Origin of the sequence: Methylobacterium sp. Leaf456 (assembly GCF_001425465.1) — a bacterium.
In the GTDB taxonomy this organism is placed as follows: Bacteria; Pseudomonadota; Alphaproteobacteria; order Rhizobiales; family Beijerinckiaceae; genus Methylobacterium.
Genome location: NZ_LMQV01000034.1, coordinates 210,835 through 226,681 on the forward strand (window position 1 = coordinate 210,835; position 15,847 = coordinate 226,681).

Here is a 15,847-nt window from a genome sequence, read left to right on the forward strand (position 1 = left end):
TGTGGATAGGATGAAATCGGCCCATCCCCCGTCAACCCGTTCGGCTCACGCTCCCCAGCGAGGACGCGCCGCCACGGCGCCGAACCCGGACGGCCCCCCATTGATGCCTGATGCTGCACGGTTTCGAGAGACGCCCGACGAGCCGGACGCCGTCGAACTCGAGCGCCTGCGCCTGCAACTGCGAATCCAGGCCGCCATCATCGCGGCCCAACAGGACATGCTGCGCGCCGAGGCCCTCGGCGACCGCGCGATGGAGGCCGCCGGGCTCGGCCTGTGGGAATGCAGCCTTCCCGGCGACGGCCTGCGCTGGAGCCGAAGCGTCTACGATCTCTTCGGGATTCCTCACGGCGTCACGCTCGATCGCCGCTTGATCGTGGAGCAGTACACGCCGGACTCGCGCCGGGCGCTCACAGTGCTGCGGGACCGGGCGCTCGCGCAGGGAGGCGGCTTCCGGCTCGACGCGGAAATCCGCCTGCCCGACGGGCGGCACCGCTGGCTGCGGCTCACCGCGACGGTCGATCGTCGCGACGGCGTGCCGGTGCGGCTGTTCGGCCTCAAGCAGGACGTGACCGACGAGATCCTGCTCTTGGAGCGCACCCGCCGTCTCGCCGAGACCGATGCGCTGACGGGGCTGGCCAACCGCGCCCGGTTCGACGCGCGCCTGCGTGCGCCGGTCGGCACCCTGTTCCTGATCGACCTCGACGGCTTCAAGGCGATCAACGACGCGTATGGGCATCCGGCGGGCGATGTCTGCCTCCGCGAGGCGGGGAACCGGCTCCTGCGGATCTGCCGAGCGGGCGCCCTGGTCGTGCGGCTCGGCGGCGACGAGTTCGCGGTCGTCCTCGACGAACGACTCCCGGCCCCGGAGGCCGCGGCCCTGGCGCAGCGGATCGTCGAGGCCCTGGGGCGACCGTTCGATCACGAGGGCCGGCGCTACCGCCTCGGCGCCTCGGTCGGCGTGGCCCTGTCCGGGCCGGATTTGGGAGCGGAGGCGGGCGACCTGTTCGCGCGGGCCGACACCGCCCTCTACGCCGCCAAGGCGGCCGGGCGGCGCACCTTCCGCCTGTTCGATCCGGCGCTCTGCCTTCCGACTGCGACGACGGGCAGAGTCGGCCCTGGGCAGAGGATCGGTTGACGTTCGCTCGGCCCCCTGCCATCCGGCGGGTCGCATTCGCCCCGCCGGAGCCCCATCGGAGCCCATGACCGACCTCATCGAGACGATCCGCCGGACGCTCGTGCCGATCCACAAGGAGGGGTATCCCTTCATCCTGATCGGCATCGTGCTCACCGTCGGCGCCGGGCTGTTCTCGCAGTTCTTCGCGTGGGTGTTCCTGATCCTGACGCTGTGGGTCTGCTACTTCTTCCGCGATCCCGAGCGCGTCGTGCCGGTCGGCGACGGCCTGATCGTGTCGCCGGCCGACGGGCGGGTGAACCTGATCTCCACGGTGCTGCCCCCGCCCGAGCTCGACCTCTCGCACGAGCCGATGCTGCGCATCTCGGTGTTCATGAACGTGTTCGACTGCCACGTGAACCGCGTGCCGGTGACCGGCAAGATCGGCCAGATCCACTACACGCCCGGCCTGTTCCTCAACGCCGAACTCGACAAGGCGAGCGACGACAACGAGCGCAACGGCATCGTCATGGAGACGACCCATCGCGGCCAGCCGCTGCGCATCGGCGTGGTGCAGATCGCCGGCCTCGTGGCGCGGCGCATCGTCGGCTTCGTCGCGGCGGGCGAGACCAAGCAGGTCGGCGAGCGCTTCGGCCTGATCCGGTTCGGCTCGCGCGTCGACGTCTACCTCCCCGTCGGCACCCGCATCCTCGTCGGCCTCGGCCAGAAGGCGGTGGCGGGCGAGACGGTGCTGGCCGATCTCGGGGGTGGCCCGGAGCGGGCCTTCCGCCGTATCTGAGCGGCGACAGGAAGAGCCGGAGCCTCCATGGACGATCTGTTTCCGCCCTTCGCGCCCGATCCGAACGACCGCCCGCGGCGCTTCCGCCCGGTGCCGTTCCGGATCATCGCGCCGAACATGATCACCCTGCTGGCGCTCTGCCTCGGGCTCACCGCGATCCGGCTCGCTTTCGAGGGCAAGTTCGAGCCCGCGGTGCTGGCCGTGGTGGTCGCCGCCGGGCTCGACGGGATCGACGGGCGGGTGGCGCGCCTGCTCAAGGGCACCTCGCGTTTCGGGGCGGAACTCGATTCGCTCGCCGACTTCGTCAATTTCGGCTGCGCCCCGGCGCTGATCCTCTACAGCTTCGCCCTGCACAATCTGAAATCGGTCGGCTGGATCGTCTCGCTGGTCTTCGCCATCGCCATGTGCCTGAGGCTCGCCCGCTTCAACGCGATGCTCGACGACCCCAACCGCCCCGAATGGAAGAAGGACTACTTCGTCGGCATGCCCGCACCCGCGGGCGCGCTCACCGGCATGCTGCCGCTCTACCTGCACTTCCTCAACGTGCCGTTCCCGCAATGGAGCACCGGGCTGATCCTGGCCTACGAGCTGGTCATCGCGCTCCTCGTGGTCTCCACCGTGCCGACGTTTTCCGGCAAGACCTGGGGCAAGCGCGTGCCGCGCGACCTCGTGCTGCCGATCTTCCTCGTGGTGGTGGTGGCCTTCGGCCTCGTGATCTCGTTCCCGTTCGAGGCTCTGGCCGCGCTCAGCCTCGGCTATCTCTGCGTCATCCCGTTCGGCGCCGTGCAGTACCGCAAGCGCCTGAAACAGGAGGGCGGCGAGGAGCCGACCCCGGCCGAGACGGCGCCGTAACGGGCCGGCTTCAGCCCGTCACGGGAAAGGTCGCGGCCTGCCCGCGGACCCGGCCCGCCTCGTCCACGAGCTGCCACACGATGCCGTCGCCGATCGGGAACCGCCGGCCCGACTTCGCGATGCGGAGGCCGCGGTAATCGGCGACGAACCCGTCGCGGGCGACCGCGTCGAGCAGGCGCTGGCGCTTGGCCCGCTCCGGCGCTTCCGCCGAGAACCGCGAGGGCAGGCCGACGATCTCGTCCCAGTCGTAGCCGAAGGCGGCCTGCGCCGCCCGGTTGGCGTAGACGAACAGCGGGTCGGGCGACGTGTCGTGGGCGAGCACCGCGAAGGGTGCTTGCCCGTAGAGCCAATCCGGCCCGAGCCCCGGCTCGGGCACGAGCGGGCGGCCGACGAGGCGCCGGAAGCTACCGGTCAGCAGGGCGAAGAACTCGCCATCGTCTCGCAGCGTCACCCGCACCCCCTCATCCATGCCTGCACGCCGACGTGATGCGGACGCGGTTGACGCCTTGAGGACGGCTTGCGACCAGAGCGTGCGGTGCTGGACTGATACGATGATCGAACGCCCCCTGACGACCTATCGTCCGATCTTCGTCTTGTGGATCGCGCTGCTCCAGCAGGTGCCGCTGCAGCTGTTCTTCTCGTTCTGGGCCGGCGGCTTCTTCGGCGGGATTTTTCAGAGCTTCCTCCGGCCGATGCTCGGGGCGCTGCCCGTCACGATCTCGCCCTTCGTCGCGGTCGGCGCAACGGTCTTCGTCGCGTTCCCCGTCATGGTCGGGATCGGGCGGGCGATGAACATACCGCAACACCGTCTACACCCTCTACGACGACCGGCTGGAGATCGAGGAGGGGGTCCTGACCATCCACGCCAAACGGGTGATGTTCCGCGACGTGCGCGAGGTGTCCCTGCGGCGCGGCGTGCTCCAGCGCAGCGTCGGACTCGGCTCGGTCTATCTCGCCACCCAGGCGACCGGGACCGGATCGTCGTGGAACGCCTTCAGCCTGCTCGGCACCGGCAGCACCTTCGGCAGCGGCGCGATGATCAAGGACATTCCGGAGGCCGGCGAGGCCTACGAGCGCCTGCGCGCCCTCGTGGACGGCACGCGGCCCGAGTGAGGGTTCACCTCGCGGGCGCGACGGCCGGCGAAAATTGTGTTACGCGCGGGCCGCCCTCATGCTTCGAAGAGTCGAACGCGGCCGGCCGATCCTCACTTCGTGCCCGCCGCCCAGGATGCGATCTTGAAGAAAGCCTACGTCAAGTCCTACGGCTGCCAGATGAACGCCTACGACGCCGGCCGCATGGCCGACGTGCTGGCGGCCGAGGGGTACTGCGCCACCGACGCGGTGGAGGAGGCCGACATCGTCGTCCTCAACACCTGCCACATCCGCGAGAAGGCCGCCGAGAAGGTCTATTCGGAACTCGGGCGGCTGCGCGTGCTCAAGGGCGAGCGCGCCGAGGCCGGCCAGGAGACCAAGATCGTCGTGGCGGGCTGCGTCGCGCAGGCCGAGGGGCGCGAGATCCTCTCCCGCGCCCCCGCGGTCGATGTGGTGGTGGGGCCGCAGAGCTATCACCGCCTGCCCGACCTGCTGCGTCGCTCCCGCGAGGGCCGCGTCGTCGACACCGAATTCCCGCTGGAAGACAAGTTCGACCACCTGCCCGCGCGCCGCAATCGCGGCGTCACCGGCTTCCTCACGGTGCAGGAGGGCTGCGACAAGTTCTGCGCCTTCTGCGTGGTGCCCTATACCCGCGGCGCCGAAGTCTCGCGCTCGGTCGCGGCGGTGGTCGAGGAGGCGCGCCGCCTCGTCACTGAGGGCGTGCGCGAGATCACGCTGATCGGCCAGAACGTCAACGCCTATCACGGCGACGGGGCCGACGGCGCGCCCGCCACCCTCGGGGCGCTGATGGACGCGCTGGCCCAGGTGCCGGGCCTGCTGCGCCTGCGCTACACCACCAGCCACCCCAACGACTTCGCGGATGACCTCATCATCGCGCACGAAAAGAACCCGCTGGTGATGCCCTACCTGCATCTGCCGGTGCAGTCGGGCTCGGACCGCATCCTGCACGCGATGAACCGGCGCCATACCGGCGATGCCTATCGCCGGCTGATCGAGCGCATCCGGATGGCCCGCCCCGACATCGCCCTGTCCTCGGACTTCATCGTCGGCTTTCCCGGCGAGACCGACGCGGATTTTGACGAGACGATGCGGCTCGTGTCCGACATCGGCTTCGCGGCGGCGTTCTCGTTCAAGTACAGCCCGCGCGCCGGCACGCCCGCGGCCGAGCGCGAGGACGCGGTGCCCGAGAGCGTGAAGACCGAGCGGCTGGCTGCCTTGCAAAAACTCCTCGACGCGCAGCGCCACGCCTTCAACGAGGCGTCGGTCGGCACGGTGACGGAAATTCTGGTCGAGAAGGTCGGGCGCCATCCGGGGCAAGTCGCGGGCAAGACGCCGCAGCTCCAGGCGGTCCAGTTCGATGCGCCCGCCTCCACCATCGGCACGCTGGTCCCGGTGCGGATCGTACGCTCGGGCTCGAACAGCCTGTTCGGCGCGATGCTGCCCGATGCGGCCGCCGCCGCGTGACCTATATAGGGACGCACCGAGGCAGGAATCTCTTGCGTGCCGATTGACGTTGCGTCCGCCCGCGGCCCCGCCGGCCGCGGCAAAGCCCCTTCCGCCGGGCGCCCCGGCCTCGCCGAGACCGTCGAGGTCTCGCTGACCTTCGACGACAACCGCCTCGCCAGCCTCGTCTTCGGCCAGTACGACCAGAACGTCGCGCATATCGAGCGGCGGCTCGGCATCACCGGCACGGCGCTCGGCAACCATCTCGTCCTGAAAGGGGCCCCCGACGCGGCGGAAAAAGCCCGGCGGGTGTTCGAGCGGCTCTACGCCCGCGTCCAGAAGGGCGGCACGACGCTGACGCTGGGCGACGTGGACGGGGTGATCCAGGAGGTCACCGTCCAGGGCAACCTGTTTCCCTCCGCCGAGATCGCCGCCGATCCTGGTCGCGAGCATTTCGACCAGATCGCCACCCGCAAGCGCGGCGCCGTGCGCGCCCGCAACGCGGCGCAGAGCGACTACATCAAGCTTCTCCGCGCGAACGAGTTGGTGTTCGCCGAAGGCCCCGCCGGCACCGGCAAGACCTGGCTCGCGGTCGGCCACGCGGTCTCGCTGCTGGAGCAGGGCCACGCCGAGCGGCTGATCCTGTCGCGCCCCGCGGTCGAGGCCGGCGAGCGGCTCGGGTTTCTCCCCGGCGACATGCGCGAAAAGGTCGATCCGTACCTGCGGCCGATCTACGACGCGCTCTACGACTTCATGGAGGCCCGCCACGTCGATCGCGGCCTCCAGACCGGCATCATCGAGATCGCCCCGCTCGCCTTCATGCGCGGGCGCACGCTCACCAACGCCGTGGTGCTCTTGGACGAGGCGCAGAACACGACCTCGATGCAGATGAAGATGTTCCTGACGCGGTTGGGTGAGAACTCGCGCATGATCATCACGGGTGATCCGAGCCAGATCGATCTGCCGCCTGGGCAGAAATCCGGGCTGGTCGAAGCGGTCAACGTGCTCGACGGCGTCGAGGGCATCGGCCGCGTCCGCTTCCGCGACGTGGACGTGGTCCGCCACGACCTCGTGCGCCGCATCGTCACCGCCTACGAGAAGGCCGCCCACGGCGAGGGTGAGCACGACCGCAACCCGAACCCGCGGCGGCGACCACTGGCGTGACGTAGCCTTTCGAGGGTTCTCCAACCTTACCCTCATCCTGAGGTGCCGACGCGAAGCGGCGGCCTCGAAGGAGGGCTCCAGGGATCACACGATACACTGGAGCCCTCCTTCGAGGCCGCTCACGCGGCACCTCAGGATGAGGGGGCTCGATGGGAGGGCCGAGCGTCGGTGGCTTGGCCCGGAACTTCGCTCAGCGCAGAGGCGGCGAGCGGTAGGCCGGGGCCAGCATGTAGGTCTCGGAGTTCCGGCGCGGGCCCTGGGGCGTCAGCACCTTCATGTCGTTGTAGTAGTCGTTGCCGGTGATGCCGAAGCTGCCGCCGTTCATCACGGTCGGGACCGGCACGGCGCCGATGGCGCGCAGGTCCCGGCCGTCGGTGCTCATCGGCGGGCCGGCGAAGCGGCTGGTGTCGGGATCGGCCTCGTAGACCTGCGGTCCGGTCCGCTCGCCGTAGAGGAGATCGCCCACGCCTTGGGCGAGGGCGGTGTCGGCGACCGTCAGGCCGAGGAGGGCGGCGAGGACGAGGCGGGTATGGGCCAAGGGTGGCTCCTTCGGAAGGGCGTCTGTCTCGGCTCCCCCGCGCGGGCGGGAGGGCCCTGTTTGTCGGCTTCGATCAAGCCTGAAACGTGACAAGAAAGGCTTTCCGGCTCAGCCCTTCGACTGGAGCACCGTGCGCCGCTCGCGCAGGCGCGGCTCGCAGCCGGTGCGGTAGGCGTTCAGCACCAGCGGCTTCGTCGTGCAGTCGTATGCCTCGTCGGGCGAGGGCGCCGGCACGGGGTCGCGGGCCACGATCGGGTGGGGGGCGCAGGCGCCGGTAGCGGCGCCGGCGAGCGCCAGGGCGGCGAAGAGCTTCAGGCGGCGCATGCGGATCCTCGAGGCGCAGACCGACCGCCGAGCCAAGACCCGGCGGCGGAACAGGAGATGACCCTGCGGACGCAGAGGCGCACTGACAAGCTTCCCCGCGTGCCCACGCGGGGAGCCGGGCCCGATTGCGCGGGGCTGTCGCCCCGCCGCAACATCTTTTGCGAGACGGATCGCAGCGGCATGACGAAGGACGCTGCCTCCGACGAGTGTCGGAGACGGCGCACCACGAAAAAAATCAAACCGCCTTCTGCATCGGTACGACGTTGTGCAGCGTGCGGTCCGAATTGTCGAAGAAGCGGCGGATGTTGCGCGCCGCCTGCCGGATGCGCTGCTCGTTCTCGACCAGCGCGATGCGGACGTAGTCGTCGCCGTGCTCGCCGAAGCCGATGCCCGGCGCCACCGCAACGTCGGATTTTTCCAGCAGCAGCTTGGAGAATTCCAGGCTGCCGAGCGGCCGGTATTTTTCCGGGATCGGCACCCAGGCGAACATCGAGGCTTGCGGCACCGGCAGCTTCCAGCTGGCCTTGCCGAACGACTCGATCAGCGCGTCCCGGCGCTTCTTGTAAGTCGCCCGCATCTCCTTGATGCAGTCGTCCGGCCCGTTCAGCGCGGCGGTCGCCGCCACCTGGATCGGCGTGAAGGCACCGTAATCGAGATACGACTTCACCCGCGTCAGCGCCGCAAGCAGCCGCTCGTTGCCGACCGCGAAGCCCATGCGCCAGCCGGCCATGGAGAAGGTCTTCGAGAGCGAGGTGAACTCCACCGTCACGTCGATGGCGCCCGGTACCTGCAGCACCGATGGCGGCGGGTTGTCGTCGTCGAAATACACCTCGGCATAGGCCAGATCCGAGAGCAGGATCAGCTCGTGCTTCTTCGCGAAGGCGACGAGGTCGCGATAGAAATCGAGGTTGGCCACGTAGGCCGTCGGGTTCGAGGGGTAGCAGACCACGAGCGCGACGGGCTTCGGGATCGAGTGCGCCACCGCCTTTTCCAGCGCCGGGAACATGGCGGGCGTCGGCTCGGCGGGCACGGAGCGGATCACGCCGCCCGCCATCAGGAAGCCGAAGGCGTGGATCGGGTAGCTCGGGTTCGGCACCAGCACCACGTCGCCCGGCGCGGTGATCGCCTGAGCCATGTTGGCGAAGCCCTCTTTGGAGCCCAGCGTCGCCACGACCTGCGTGTCGGGGTTCAGGCTCACGCCGAAGCGGCGCTGGTAGTAGCCGGCCTGGGCCCGGCGCAGGCCGGCGATGCCCTTGGAGGCCGAATAGCGGTCGGTGCGCGGCTTGCCCGCGGTCTCGACCAGCTTCTCGATGACGTGGCGCGGCGCGTCGAGATCGGGGTTGCCCATGCCGAGATCGATGATGTCGGCGCCCTGGGCCCGGGCGGCGGCCTTGATCCGGTTCACCTGCTCGAAGACGTAAGGCGGAAGGCGCTTGATGCGGTGAAAATCGGTCATGGCGGGTTCTGTCCGGTGTCGCGGAACGCTTCCCCCCGCGTCGCGGCGGCGGCAGGGAATCGGCGTGTTTACCATCGGCGCGCTTGCGCGCCGATGGTTTTTTGTTGCTGGCCTCAAGCGCCGGCGGCTTCCTGCTCGGCCTCAGTCGCCGGCGCCCGCATCTGCGGGCTTAGGCTTTCGCTCCGCTCGACGCCTCGGCTGAAAGCCGAGGCCGCTGCGCGCGGCGCTCTTCGCACCGCGTCATACGGTGCTACCGCGCGGCTGGCCCTTTTTCCGTCGATGGTCACTGTGGCGGAGCCAGCCCCTGCGCGGTGGCCTTGGCGGCGCTCTCGGCTGCGCGGCCCTTGGCTTCGTTGCGGCTGCGGGCGCCTTCCAGTTCGGATTGCAGCGCCTTCAACCCCTCGGCGCTGCGGGCGCGGGCGGGGCGCGGCGCCGATTCGCCGACCGGCATGTAGCCCGCATCCGCCTTGCGCGAGCCGGCCACGAAATCCGGCGCCTGCGTCTCCTTCGGGCCGTAGCCCGCGCCGACGAAGGCGGCCTTCATCGGATTCACGTCGCTCGAACAGCCGGCCGCGAGCGCCAGGACCGGCACGGTAAGGGCCAGGGAACGGGCGATACTGCGAAAAGAGCGGCTCACGAGCATGACATCGGTCGGAAAATGGGACCTGGGGACGGCGACATGTCCTGCCTGGAGCGTTAAATTGTCGGAAACGAGGCTCGCCGCGCCCCCATGAGGCTGACGGACGCGCCGATGCGGGAGGATGGACACGCGTGGCCACGGAGCGGACCAGCCCGGCAGCAGCGGATTTCGAGACGATCGCGCGCAACGCCAACCAACTCGCCGAGAGCTTCCGGCAATCGGCCCTCAAGCCCTTCGAGACACTGGGGCAGAGCGGCGGGGGGCAGGGTGGCAACGAAATCGACGAGATGACCCGCACCCTCACCAAGGTCGCCGAGACCTGGCTGAGCGACCCCGAAAAGGCGGTGCGGGCCCAGACCCGGCTCACCGAATCCTTCGCCGCCCTGTGGGCCTCCACCGCCGCGCGGATGCAAGGCCAGATCCCGCAGCCGGTCGCCGCGCCCGACACAAAGGACAAGCGCTTCGCCCACGAGGATTGGAGCAAGAATCCGCTCTTCGACATCATCAAGCAGAGCTATTTCATCTTCAGCCGCTGGGCCGAGGAGATGGTCGAGAAGGCGGAAGGGCTCGACGAGCACACCCGCCACAAGGCCGAGTTCTACCTGCGCCAGCTCCTTTCGGCCTATTCGCCCTCGAACTTCGTGATGACCAACCCCGAACTCCTGCGCCAGACGCTGGAGGAAGGCGGGGCGAATCTCGTGCGCGGCATGAAGATGCTGCAGGAGGACCTCCAGGCCGGCGGCGGGCAGCTGCGCGTGCGCCAGACCGACCTCAACGCCTTCACCTTCGGCAAGGACGTGGCGGTGACGCCAGGCGAGGTAATCTTCCGCAACGAGCTGATGGAGCTGATCCAGTACGCGCCCAAGACCGAGACGGTGCTGAAGCGACCGCTGCTGATCGTGCCGCCCTGGATCAACAAGTTCTACATCCTCGATCTCAACCCGCAGAAGAGCCTCATCGGCTGGATGGTGTCCCAGGGCATCACCGTGTTCGTGATCTCCTGGGTCAACCCCGACGAACGCCACCGCGACAAGGATTTCGAATCCTACATGCGCGAGGGCATCGAGACGGCCATCGACATGATCGGCGTCGCCACCGGCGAGAGCGAGGTTTCGGCCGCGGGCTACTGCGTCGGCGGCACGCTTCTGGCCGTGACGCTGGCCTATCAGGCCGCCACCGGCAACCGCCGCATCAAGAACGCGACCTTCCTCACCACGCAGGTCGACTTTACGCACGCGGGCGATCTCAAGGTCTTCGCCGACGAGGAGCAGATCAAGCAGATCGAGGGGCGGATGGCCGAGCGCGGCTATCTCGAAGGCGCGCGGATGGCCAACGCCTTCAACATGTTGCGCCCGAACGACCTGATCTGGTCCTACGTCGTCAACAACTACGTCAAGGGCAAGCCGCCGCAGGCCTTCGACCTGCTCTATTGGAACGCCGACGCCACACGGATGCCGGCCGCCAACCACTCGTTCTACCTGCGCAACTGCTACCTCAACAACACGCTGGCCAAGGGCCAGATGGTGCTCGGCAACGTGCGCCTCGACCTGAAGAAGGTGAAGGCGCCGATCTTCAACCTCGCCACCCGCGAGGACCACATCGCCCCGGCGCTCTCGGTGTTCGAGGGCTCGGGCAAGTTCGGCGGCCGGGTCGATTACGTGCTGGCGGGCTCGGGTCACATCGCGGGCGTCGTCAACCCGCCGGGCAAGAAACCCAAATACGGCTTCCGCACCGGCGGCCCGACGAAGGGCAAGTTCGAGGACTGGATCGCCGCCTCGACCGAGCACGAGGGCTCGTGGTGGCCCTACTGGTTCCAATGGCTGGAGGAGCAGGCGCCGGATCGCGTGCCCGCGCGGATTCCCGGCGACGGCGCGTTGCCCTCGCTCGGGCCCGCGCCGGGGACCTATGTGCGGATGAAGGCGTAGTCCGGAAACGAAGCCCTCTCACCGCCCCGGATCGGGGGATTCGAGAGACCGACCGCCGTTCTCGCCGGCTCCGCCTCGGGAGGTGGAGCCGGCGCAAGTCGCTTCACTTCACGAAATCCGCGCACTTCTGCGGCGCTTCCGTCCCCCACGGCGCCAGCGGCACGCTGGAGGTGGAGTTCTTGGGCGAGCCCTGCACCACCTTGTCCGAATACACCATGTAGATCAGCGTGTTGCGCTTGGCGTCGCAGCCGCGCACGATCTGCATCGATTTGAAGATCAGCGAGCGCCGCTCGCTGAACACCACGTCGCCCTGCTTGACCTTGTCCTTGAACTGCACCGGCCCGGTCTGGCGGCACGACAGCGAGATGTCGGACACGTCCTCGGCGAGGCCGAGCGTGCCCTTGATGCCGCCCTTCTCCGGCTGGGTGTACCAGCAGGCGACGCCCGACACGTCGGGATCGTCGATCCCGTAGACCACGAGCTTGTCGTTCGGGGTCAGCGGGCGCCACACCGTCGACTTGTCGAAGATCCGGTCCGGATCCTCCGCCGCGCCCGCCGCCCCCGGCACCAGCGCGGCGGCGAGGCAGGCCGCCGCCGTCAGAACGCGGGCATTCCCCATGGTGCCCCTGAGCCACATCATCGACGCAATCCCCTCAAAGCCTAGCCGTAAACACATGGTGTCCCTGTCCCCCGGCGGCGAGGGGCGTTAACACAGGCGTGAGGCGCTCCGCCGTCACGCACCGGCCCCCACCGTCTCCCGCGACCCCCTGCCCGAGATCCCAGCATCCGCCCATGCCGCTGATCGGACCGCAGCTTCGCCGTGCCTTCGCCGCCCTCGCCGCGGTGGCTGGCCTCGTTCTCGCCCAGGGCGGCGCTGCCTCCGCGGGCGATGTCTGGGCGTGCCAGCGCTACAAGACCGAACTCGCCAACCTGAACGCCAGCGCCTCCACGGCGGCGGCGCTCCAGAGCGAGGTGTCGCGCCTCGAAGCGTACTATCGCAGCCTGAACTGCGAGGGCGGCCGGTTCCTGTTCTTCGATACCCGGCCGCCGCAATGCGGGGCGGTCGAGGCGCGCATCCGCTCGCTCAACGCGACCTATGGCGGCGGCGACGGCGAGGTGGTGGCCGCCCGCCGCCGCCAGCTCGTCGCGGCGGTGTCGAGCGCCTGCTCCGGCGTGGTGCCCGAGGCCGGCCAGGAGGCGCGGCTCTCCGGCGGCCAGACCGCGCGCGGCGGCCCGCAGGTGATCTGCGTCAAGACCTGCGACGGCTCCTACTTCCCGATGAACAACCTCCCCGACGGCCGCGAGGGCGCCGACGAGATGTGTCAGGCGCTCTGCCCCGGCACCGAATCGCTCGCCTACTCGATGCCGCACGGCGACGACGCGCTCAAATACGCCGCGACCCTCAAGGGCAGCCGCGCCTACGCGGCGACGCCGACGGCGTTCAAGTTCCGCACGAGCTTCGTCCCGAACTGCTCCTGCAAGAAGGAGGGGCAGAGCTGGGCGCAGTCGCTCGCCAAGGCCGAGAGCATGCTGGTGCGGCACAAGGGCGACATCTTCGTCACGCCGATGACCGCCGAGCGGCTGTCGCGCGCCCCGAAAGTCCGCCTGACGCTGGTCGGCCGTGCCGACCGGACCGCGGCCTCGCTCGCCGCCGACGCCGCCAACCGCGAGGGCGTGGCGACGACGGCGCCGGAAGCTGCCGCCGCCGAGGCCACCGGCTCGACGGGCGAGGCCCGCAGCAGCGCCATCCGTGTCATCGTCCCCGGCCTCGTCCCGGTCCCGGCCGCGCCCTGACGGCCTTGCGCCGGAGATGTTTGGTTCGCGCCGCGCGGATCGAAGTAGAACGCGCCTCGACCTGAAAATTTGACGTCTCGTGATCGGGAACCATATCGGCCCGACACTGTTCGGAACCGCCGATCGCGTTTCACGAGGCCGTCCTACATGCGGATCACCCGCTCCCTGCTCCTGACCGGTACGATTCTGCCGGCTCTTCTCCTGTCAGACCTGTCCTTCGCGCGCTCCCTCGGCGAGGCCGCCAACGGGCGGATCGAGCTGGCGCAGCGCGATCCCGAAGGGCCGGGAGGACCGGGTGGCGGTCGCGGCGGGCCGGGCGGCCCCGGTGGACCGGGTGGCATGGAGCGCGGTGGACCGGGCGGTCCGGGCGGCGGTCGCGGTGGCCCCGAGCGTGGCGGCCCCGAACGCGGCGGTCCCCCCGGCGGCATGGAGCGCGGCGGCCCCGGTGGGCCGGGTGGCGGTCGCGAGCGGCCGGATCGTCCCGAGCGCCCCGACCGGCCGGAGCGTCCTGATCGTCCCGAGCGGCCCGCGCCCGCCGAGCGCGCCGCCCCGCCGGCGGCCCGCGAGCGGCCGGACCGCCCCGAGAGACCGGACCGCCCCGAGCGTCCGGATCGTCCCGCGCGCCCCGACCGCGACGCGCCGGATCGTCCCGACCGTGCGACTCCGCCGGCCGCCCGCGAGCGCGCGCCGACGCCGGACCGCGACGCCCCGCCGGCCCGCCCCGGCCGCGACGCGACGCCGGATCGGCCCGACCGGCCGACACCGCCCGCCCGCGGCGGTCGCGATGCCGACCGCCCCGATGCCCCCGGCCGCCCGGACACCCCGGCGCGCCCCGGCCGTGACGCGACCCCGGACCGTCCTGGTCGTGATGCGACGCCGGACCGTCCTGGCCGCGATGCGCCCGGCAAGGATACCCCCGGCAAGGATACCCCCGGCAAGCCCGACCAGCCCCCGGCACGCGGCGGTCGCGATGCCGATCGTCCGGACGCGCCCGGTCGCCCGGATCGCGACGGCCCGAACCGTCCCGGCCGCGATACGCCGGCCAAGCCCGATGCCGCCAAGCCCGACCGTGACGGTGATGGCAAGCCCGATCGCGACGGCCCGGCCCGTGGTGGCCGCGATGCCGATACGCCGCCGAACCAGCGCCCCGGCGTTCCCGGCCGCCCGGCCCAGCCGCCCGGCACCCCGCCGAACACCGACCAGCCCGGCCGTCCGGGTCAGCCCGGCGCCAACCCGACGACGCCGCCGAACCAGCAGCCGGGCGTGCCCGGCCGCCCCGTGACGCCGAATCAGCAGCCCGGCGTCCCCGGTCGCCCGGTGCAGCCGCCCGGCACCCCGCCGAACGCGCCGCAGCCCGGTCAGCCCGGTGTCGGCACGCCGCCGCCCGGCGCCCCCGGTGCGCTCCAGCCCGGCCAGCCGGGCTATCAGCCGAACGGCCGCGACGGCCGGCTCGATGACGACCGCCGCGACGGGCGCGACCGCGACGACCGCTTCGGTCGTGACGGACGTGATCGGGACGACCGGTTCGGCCGGGATGGGCGTGACCGGGACGACCGCTATGGCCGCGATGACCGCCGCGACGGGCGTGACGGCTACGGCCGCGACGACCGCTCCGGTAGCCGCGACCGCTTCAACGTGCCAGGCACGCCGGCCTACATCCCCGGCGGCTTCCGCGACGACGACGACCGCATCCGCGACTACGACACGATCCGGCGCGACCGCCGCGAATACGACGTGGATGGCCGCACCTATTACCGCGAGCCCGGCCGCATCATCGTGCGCGACCGTGACGGCTACTTCATCCGCCACGACGAGAACGAGCGGTTCCGCACGATCTACGGCGGTCGCGGCTATCGCAGCGAGCGCCGTGGCGGCGAGGTCTACAGCTACGTCGACAGCCCGGCGGGCGGCCAGATCGTCACCGTGGTGGACGACGACGGGCGCCTGCTGCGCCGCTCCCGCCGCTACAGCGACGGGCGCGAGGTGTTCCTGATCAACAACGCCTATGGCGGCGCGCCGCGGCCGGTCTACGACGATGTGGTCGATCTGCCGCCGCCGGACATCCGCATCCCGCGCGACCGCTACATCGTCGATTACGAGCGGGCCGACGAGCGCCAAGTCTATCAGGCGCTTTCCGCCCCGCCGGTGCAGGCGGTGGACCGGCGCTACACCCTGGATCAGGTGCGCTACTCGCCGCAGCTGCGCGCCCGGATGCCGTCCGTGGACATCAACACGATCACGTTCGAGTCCGGCTCGTTCACCGTGACGCCCGATCAGGCCCAGCGCCTGTCGAGCATCGCGGCGGCGATCAACCAGACGGTCAAGGCCAACCCGCAGGAGGTCTTCCTGATCGAAGGCTACACCGACGCCGTCGGCGCGGAGGTCGACAACCTGTCGCTCTCCGACCGCCGCGCCCAGTCGGTCGCCGCGGTGCTGACGCAGAACTTCCAGGTGCCGCCGGAGAATCTGACCACGCAAGGCTACGGCGAGCAGTACCTGAAGGTGAACACGCAGGACGCCAGCCGCGAGAACCGCCGTGTCACGGTCCGCCGCATCACCCCGCTGCTCCAGCAGCAGGCGGACGGGCAACAGCCGGCGGCCCCGCCGCCGCAGTAAGCGCGACGCTTGACCCTCCCCCCTCCGCGGGGGAGGGTGCCTGCGAAGCAGGCGGGAGAGGGAAGCGACGGT

The 15,847-nt window shown here is 70.3% G+C and carries 16 protein-coding genes; 9 read left to right on the forward strand and 7 right to left on the reverse strand.

All coding sequences use genetic code 11. The features are described 5' to 3' along the window. The first annotated feature begins 103 nt into the window (after positions 1–103). The 3 genes from ASG52_RS16585 (at position 104) to ASG52_RS16595 (ending at position 2,762) form a co-directional block, all read left to right on the forward strand. Positions 104–1,135 (forward strand): diguanylate cyclase domain-containing protein, encoded by a 1,032-nt coding sequence (locus ASG52_RS16585; protein ID WP_286159078.1) that lies wholly within the window; start codon positions 104–106, stop codon positions 1,133–1,135. Positions 1,136–1,199: 64 nt separating this feature from the next. After that, positions 1,200–1,910, forward strand: a complete 711-nt coding sequence (locus tag ASG52_RS16590; RefSeq protein ID WP_056245492.1) for a phosphatidylserine decarboxylase — start codon at positions 1,200–1,202, stop codon at positions 1,908–1,910. A gap of 27 nt (positions 1,911–1,937) precedes the next feature. Beyond that, on the forward strand, positions 1,938–2,762 hold the full coding sequence (locus tag ASG52_RS16595; protein WP_056245495.1) for a CDP-alcohol phosphatidyltransferase family protein: 825 nt from the start codon (positions 1,938–1,940) through the stop codon (positions 2,760–2,762). A 10-nt stretch (positions 2,763–2,772) separates the two neighbouring features. On the opposite strand, the gene ASG52_RS16600 is transcribed toward ASG52_RS16595, so the two are convergent. Next, complete coding sequence (locus ASG52_RS16600; RefSeq protein WP_056245497.1) at positions 2,773–3,231, reverse strand: MEKHLA domain-containing protein; 459 nt, start codon at positions 3,229–3,231, stop codon at positions 2,773–2,775. Next, positions 3,224–3,568, reverse strand: coding sequence for a hypothetical protein (locus ASG52_RS28070; protein ID WP_210170415.1), 345 nt, complete (start codon positions 3,566–3,568; stop codon positions 3,224–3,226). Before ASG52_RS28070 ends, ASG52_RS16600 begins: the two co-directional genes overlap by 8 nt. A gap of 46 nt (positions 3,569–3,614) precedes the next feature. Here ASG52_RS28070 and ASG52_RS16605 point away from each other — a divergent pair, with 46 nt between their 5' ends. The 3 genes from ASG52_RS16605 to ASG52_RS16615 all read left to right on the forward strand — a co-directional run bounded on the left by ASG52_RS16605 (position 3,615) and on the right by ASG52_RS16615 (position 6,482). Beyond that, entirely contained in the window at positions 3,615–3,875 is a 261-nt protein-coding gene (locus ASG52_RS16605; RefSeq protein ID WP_286159089.1) for a PH domain-containing protein, read from the forward strand. Between the two features lie 123 nt (positions 3,876–3,998). Beyond that, the gene (miaB, locus tag ASG52_RS16610) at positions 3,999–5,339 is read left to right on the forward strand and encodes a tRNA (N6-isopentenyl adenosine(37)-C2)-methylthiotransferase MiaB (RefSeq protein ID WP_056245808.1); all 1,341 of its coding nucleotides are present in this window, start codon (positions 3,999–4,001) and stop codon (positions 5,337–5,339) included. Positions 5,340–5,375: 36 nt separating this feature from the next. After that, positions 5,376–6,482 carry a PhoH family protein gene (locus tag ASG52_RS16615; protein ID WP_056245504.1) on the forward strand — a complete coding sequence of 369 codons (1,107 nt, stop codon included), beginning with the start codon at positions 5,376–5,378 and terminating at the stop codon, positions 6,480–6,482. A gap of 190 nt (positions 6,483–6,672) precedes the next feature. Here ASG52_RS16615 and ASG52_RS16620 read toward each other — a convergent pair whose 3' ends face one another. The 4 genes from ASG52_RS16620 to ASG52_RS16635 form a co-directional block, all read right to left on the reverse strand. Further along, a complete protein-coding gene (locus ASG52_RS16620) occupies positions 6,673–7,020 on the reverse strand; it encodes a hypothetical protein (protein ID WP_056245507.1) in 348 nt (115 codons plus the stop codon). 108 nt (positions 7,021–7,128) lie between these two features. Beyond that, the gene (locus tag ASG52_RS16625; protein WP_056245511.1) at positions 7,129–7,344 is read right to left on the reverse strand and encodes a hypothetical protein; all 216 of its coding nucleotides are present in this window, start codon (positions 7,342–7,344) and stop codon (positions 7,129–7,131) included. A gap of 235 nt (positions 7,345–7,579) precedes the next feature. Next, positions 7,580–8,800, reverse strand: coding sequence for an LL-diaminopimelate aminotransferase (locus ASG52_RS16630; protein WP_056245514.1), 1,221 nt, complete (start codon positions 8,798–8,800; stop codon positions 7,580–7,582). Between the two features lie 283 nt (positions 8,801–9,083). Next, positions 9,084–9,443: a hypothetical protein gene (locus ASG52_RS16635; protein ID WP_056245516.1), complete on the reverse strand. Its 360-nt coding sequence runs from the start codon at positions 9,441–9,443 to the stop codon at positions 9,084–9,086. 128 nt (positions 9,444–9,571) lie between these two features. Between ASG52_RS16635 and ASG52_RS16640 the strand changes: the two genes are divergently transcribed. After that, positions 9,572–11,365 (forward strand): PHA/PHB synthase family protein, encoded by a 1,794-nt coding sequence (locus ASG52_RS16640; protein ID WP_056245520.1) that lies wholly within the window; start codon positions 9,572–9,574, stop codon positions 11,363–11,365. Between the two features lie 103 nt (positions 11,366–11,468). Here ASG52_RS16640 and ASG52_RS16645 read toward each other — a convergent pair whose 3' ends face one another. Next, positions 11,469–12,005: a CreA family protein gene (locus ASG52_RS16645; protein ID WP_056245523.1), complete on the reverse strand. Its 537-nt coding sequence runs from the start codon at positions 12,003–12,005 to the stop codon at positions 11,469–11,471. A gap of 152 nt (positions 12,006–12,157) precedes the next feature. Between ASG52_RS16645 and ASG52_RS16650 the strand changes: the two genes are divergently transcribed. Then, the gene (locus ASG52_RS16650; RefSeq protein WP_056245525.1) at positions 12,158–13,159 is read left to right on the forward strand and encodes a DUF2865 domain-containing protein; all 1,002 of its coding nucleotides are present in this window, start codon (positions 12,158–12,160) and stop codon (positions 13,157–13,159) included. A gap of 147 nt (positions 13,160–13,306) precedes the next feature. Beyond that, on the forward strand, positions 13,307–15,775 hold the full coding sequence (locus tag ASG52_RS26520) for an OmpA family protein (RefSeq protein WP_082552603.1): 2,469 nt from the start codon (positions 13,307–13,309) through the stop codon (positions 15,773–15,775). The last annotated feature ends 72 nt before the right edge of the window (positions 15,776–15,847 follow it).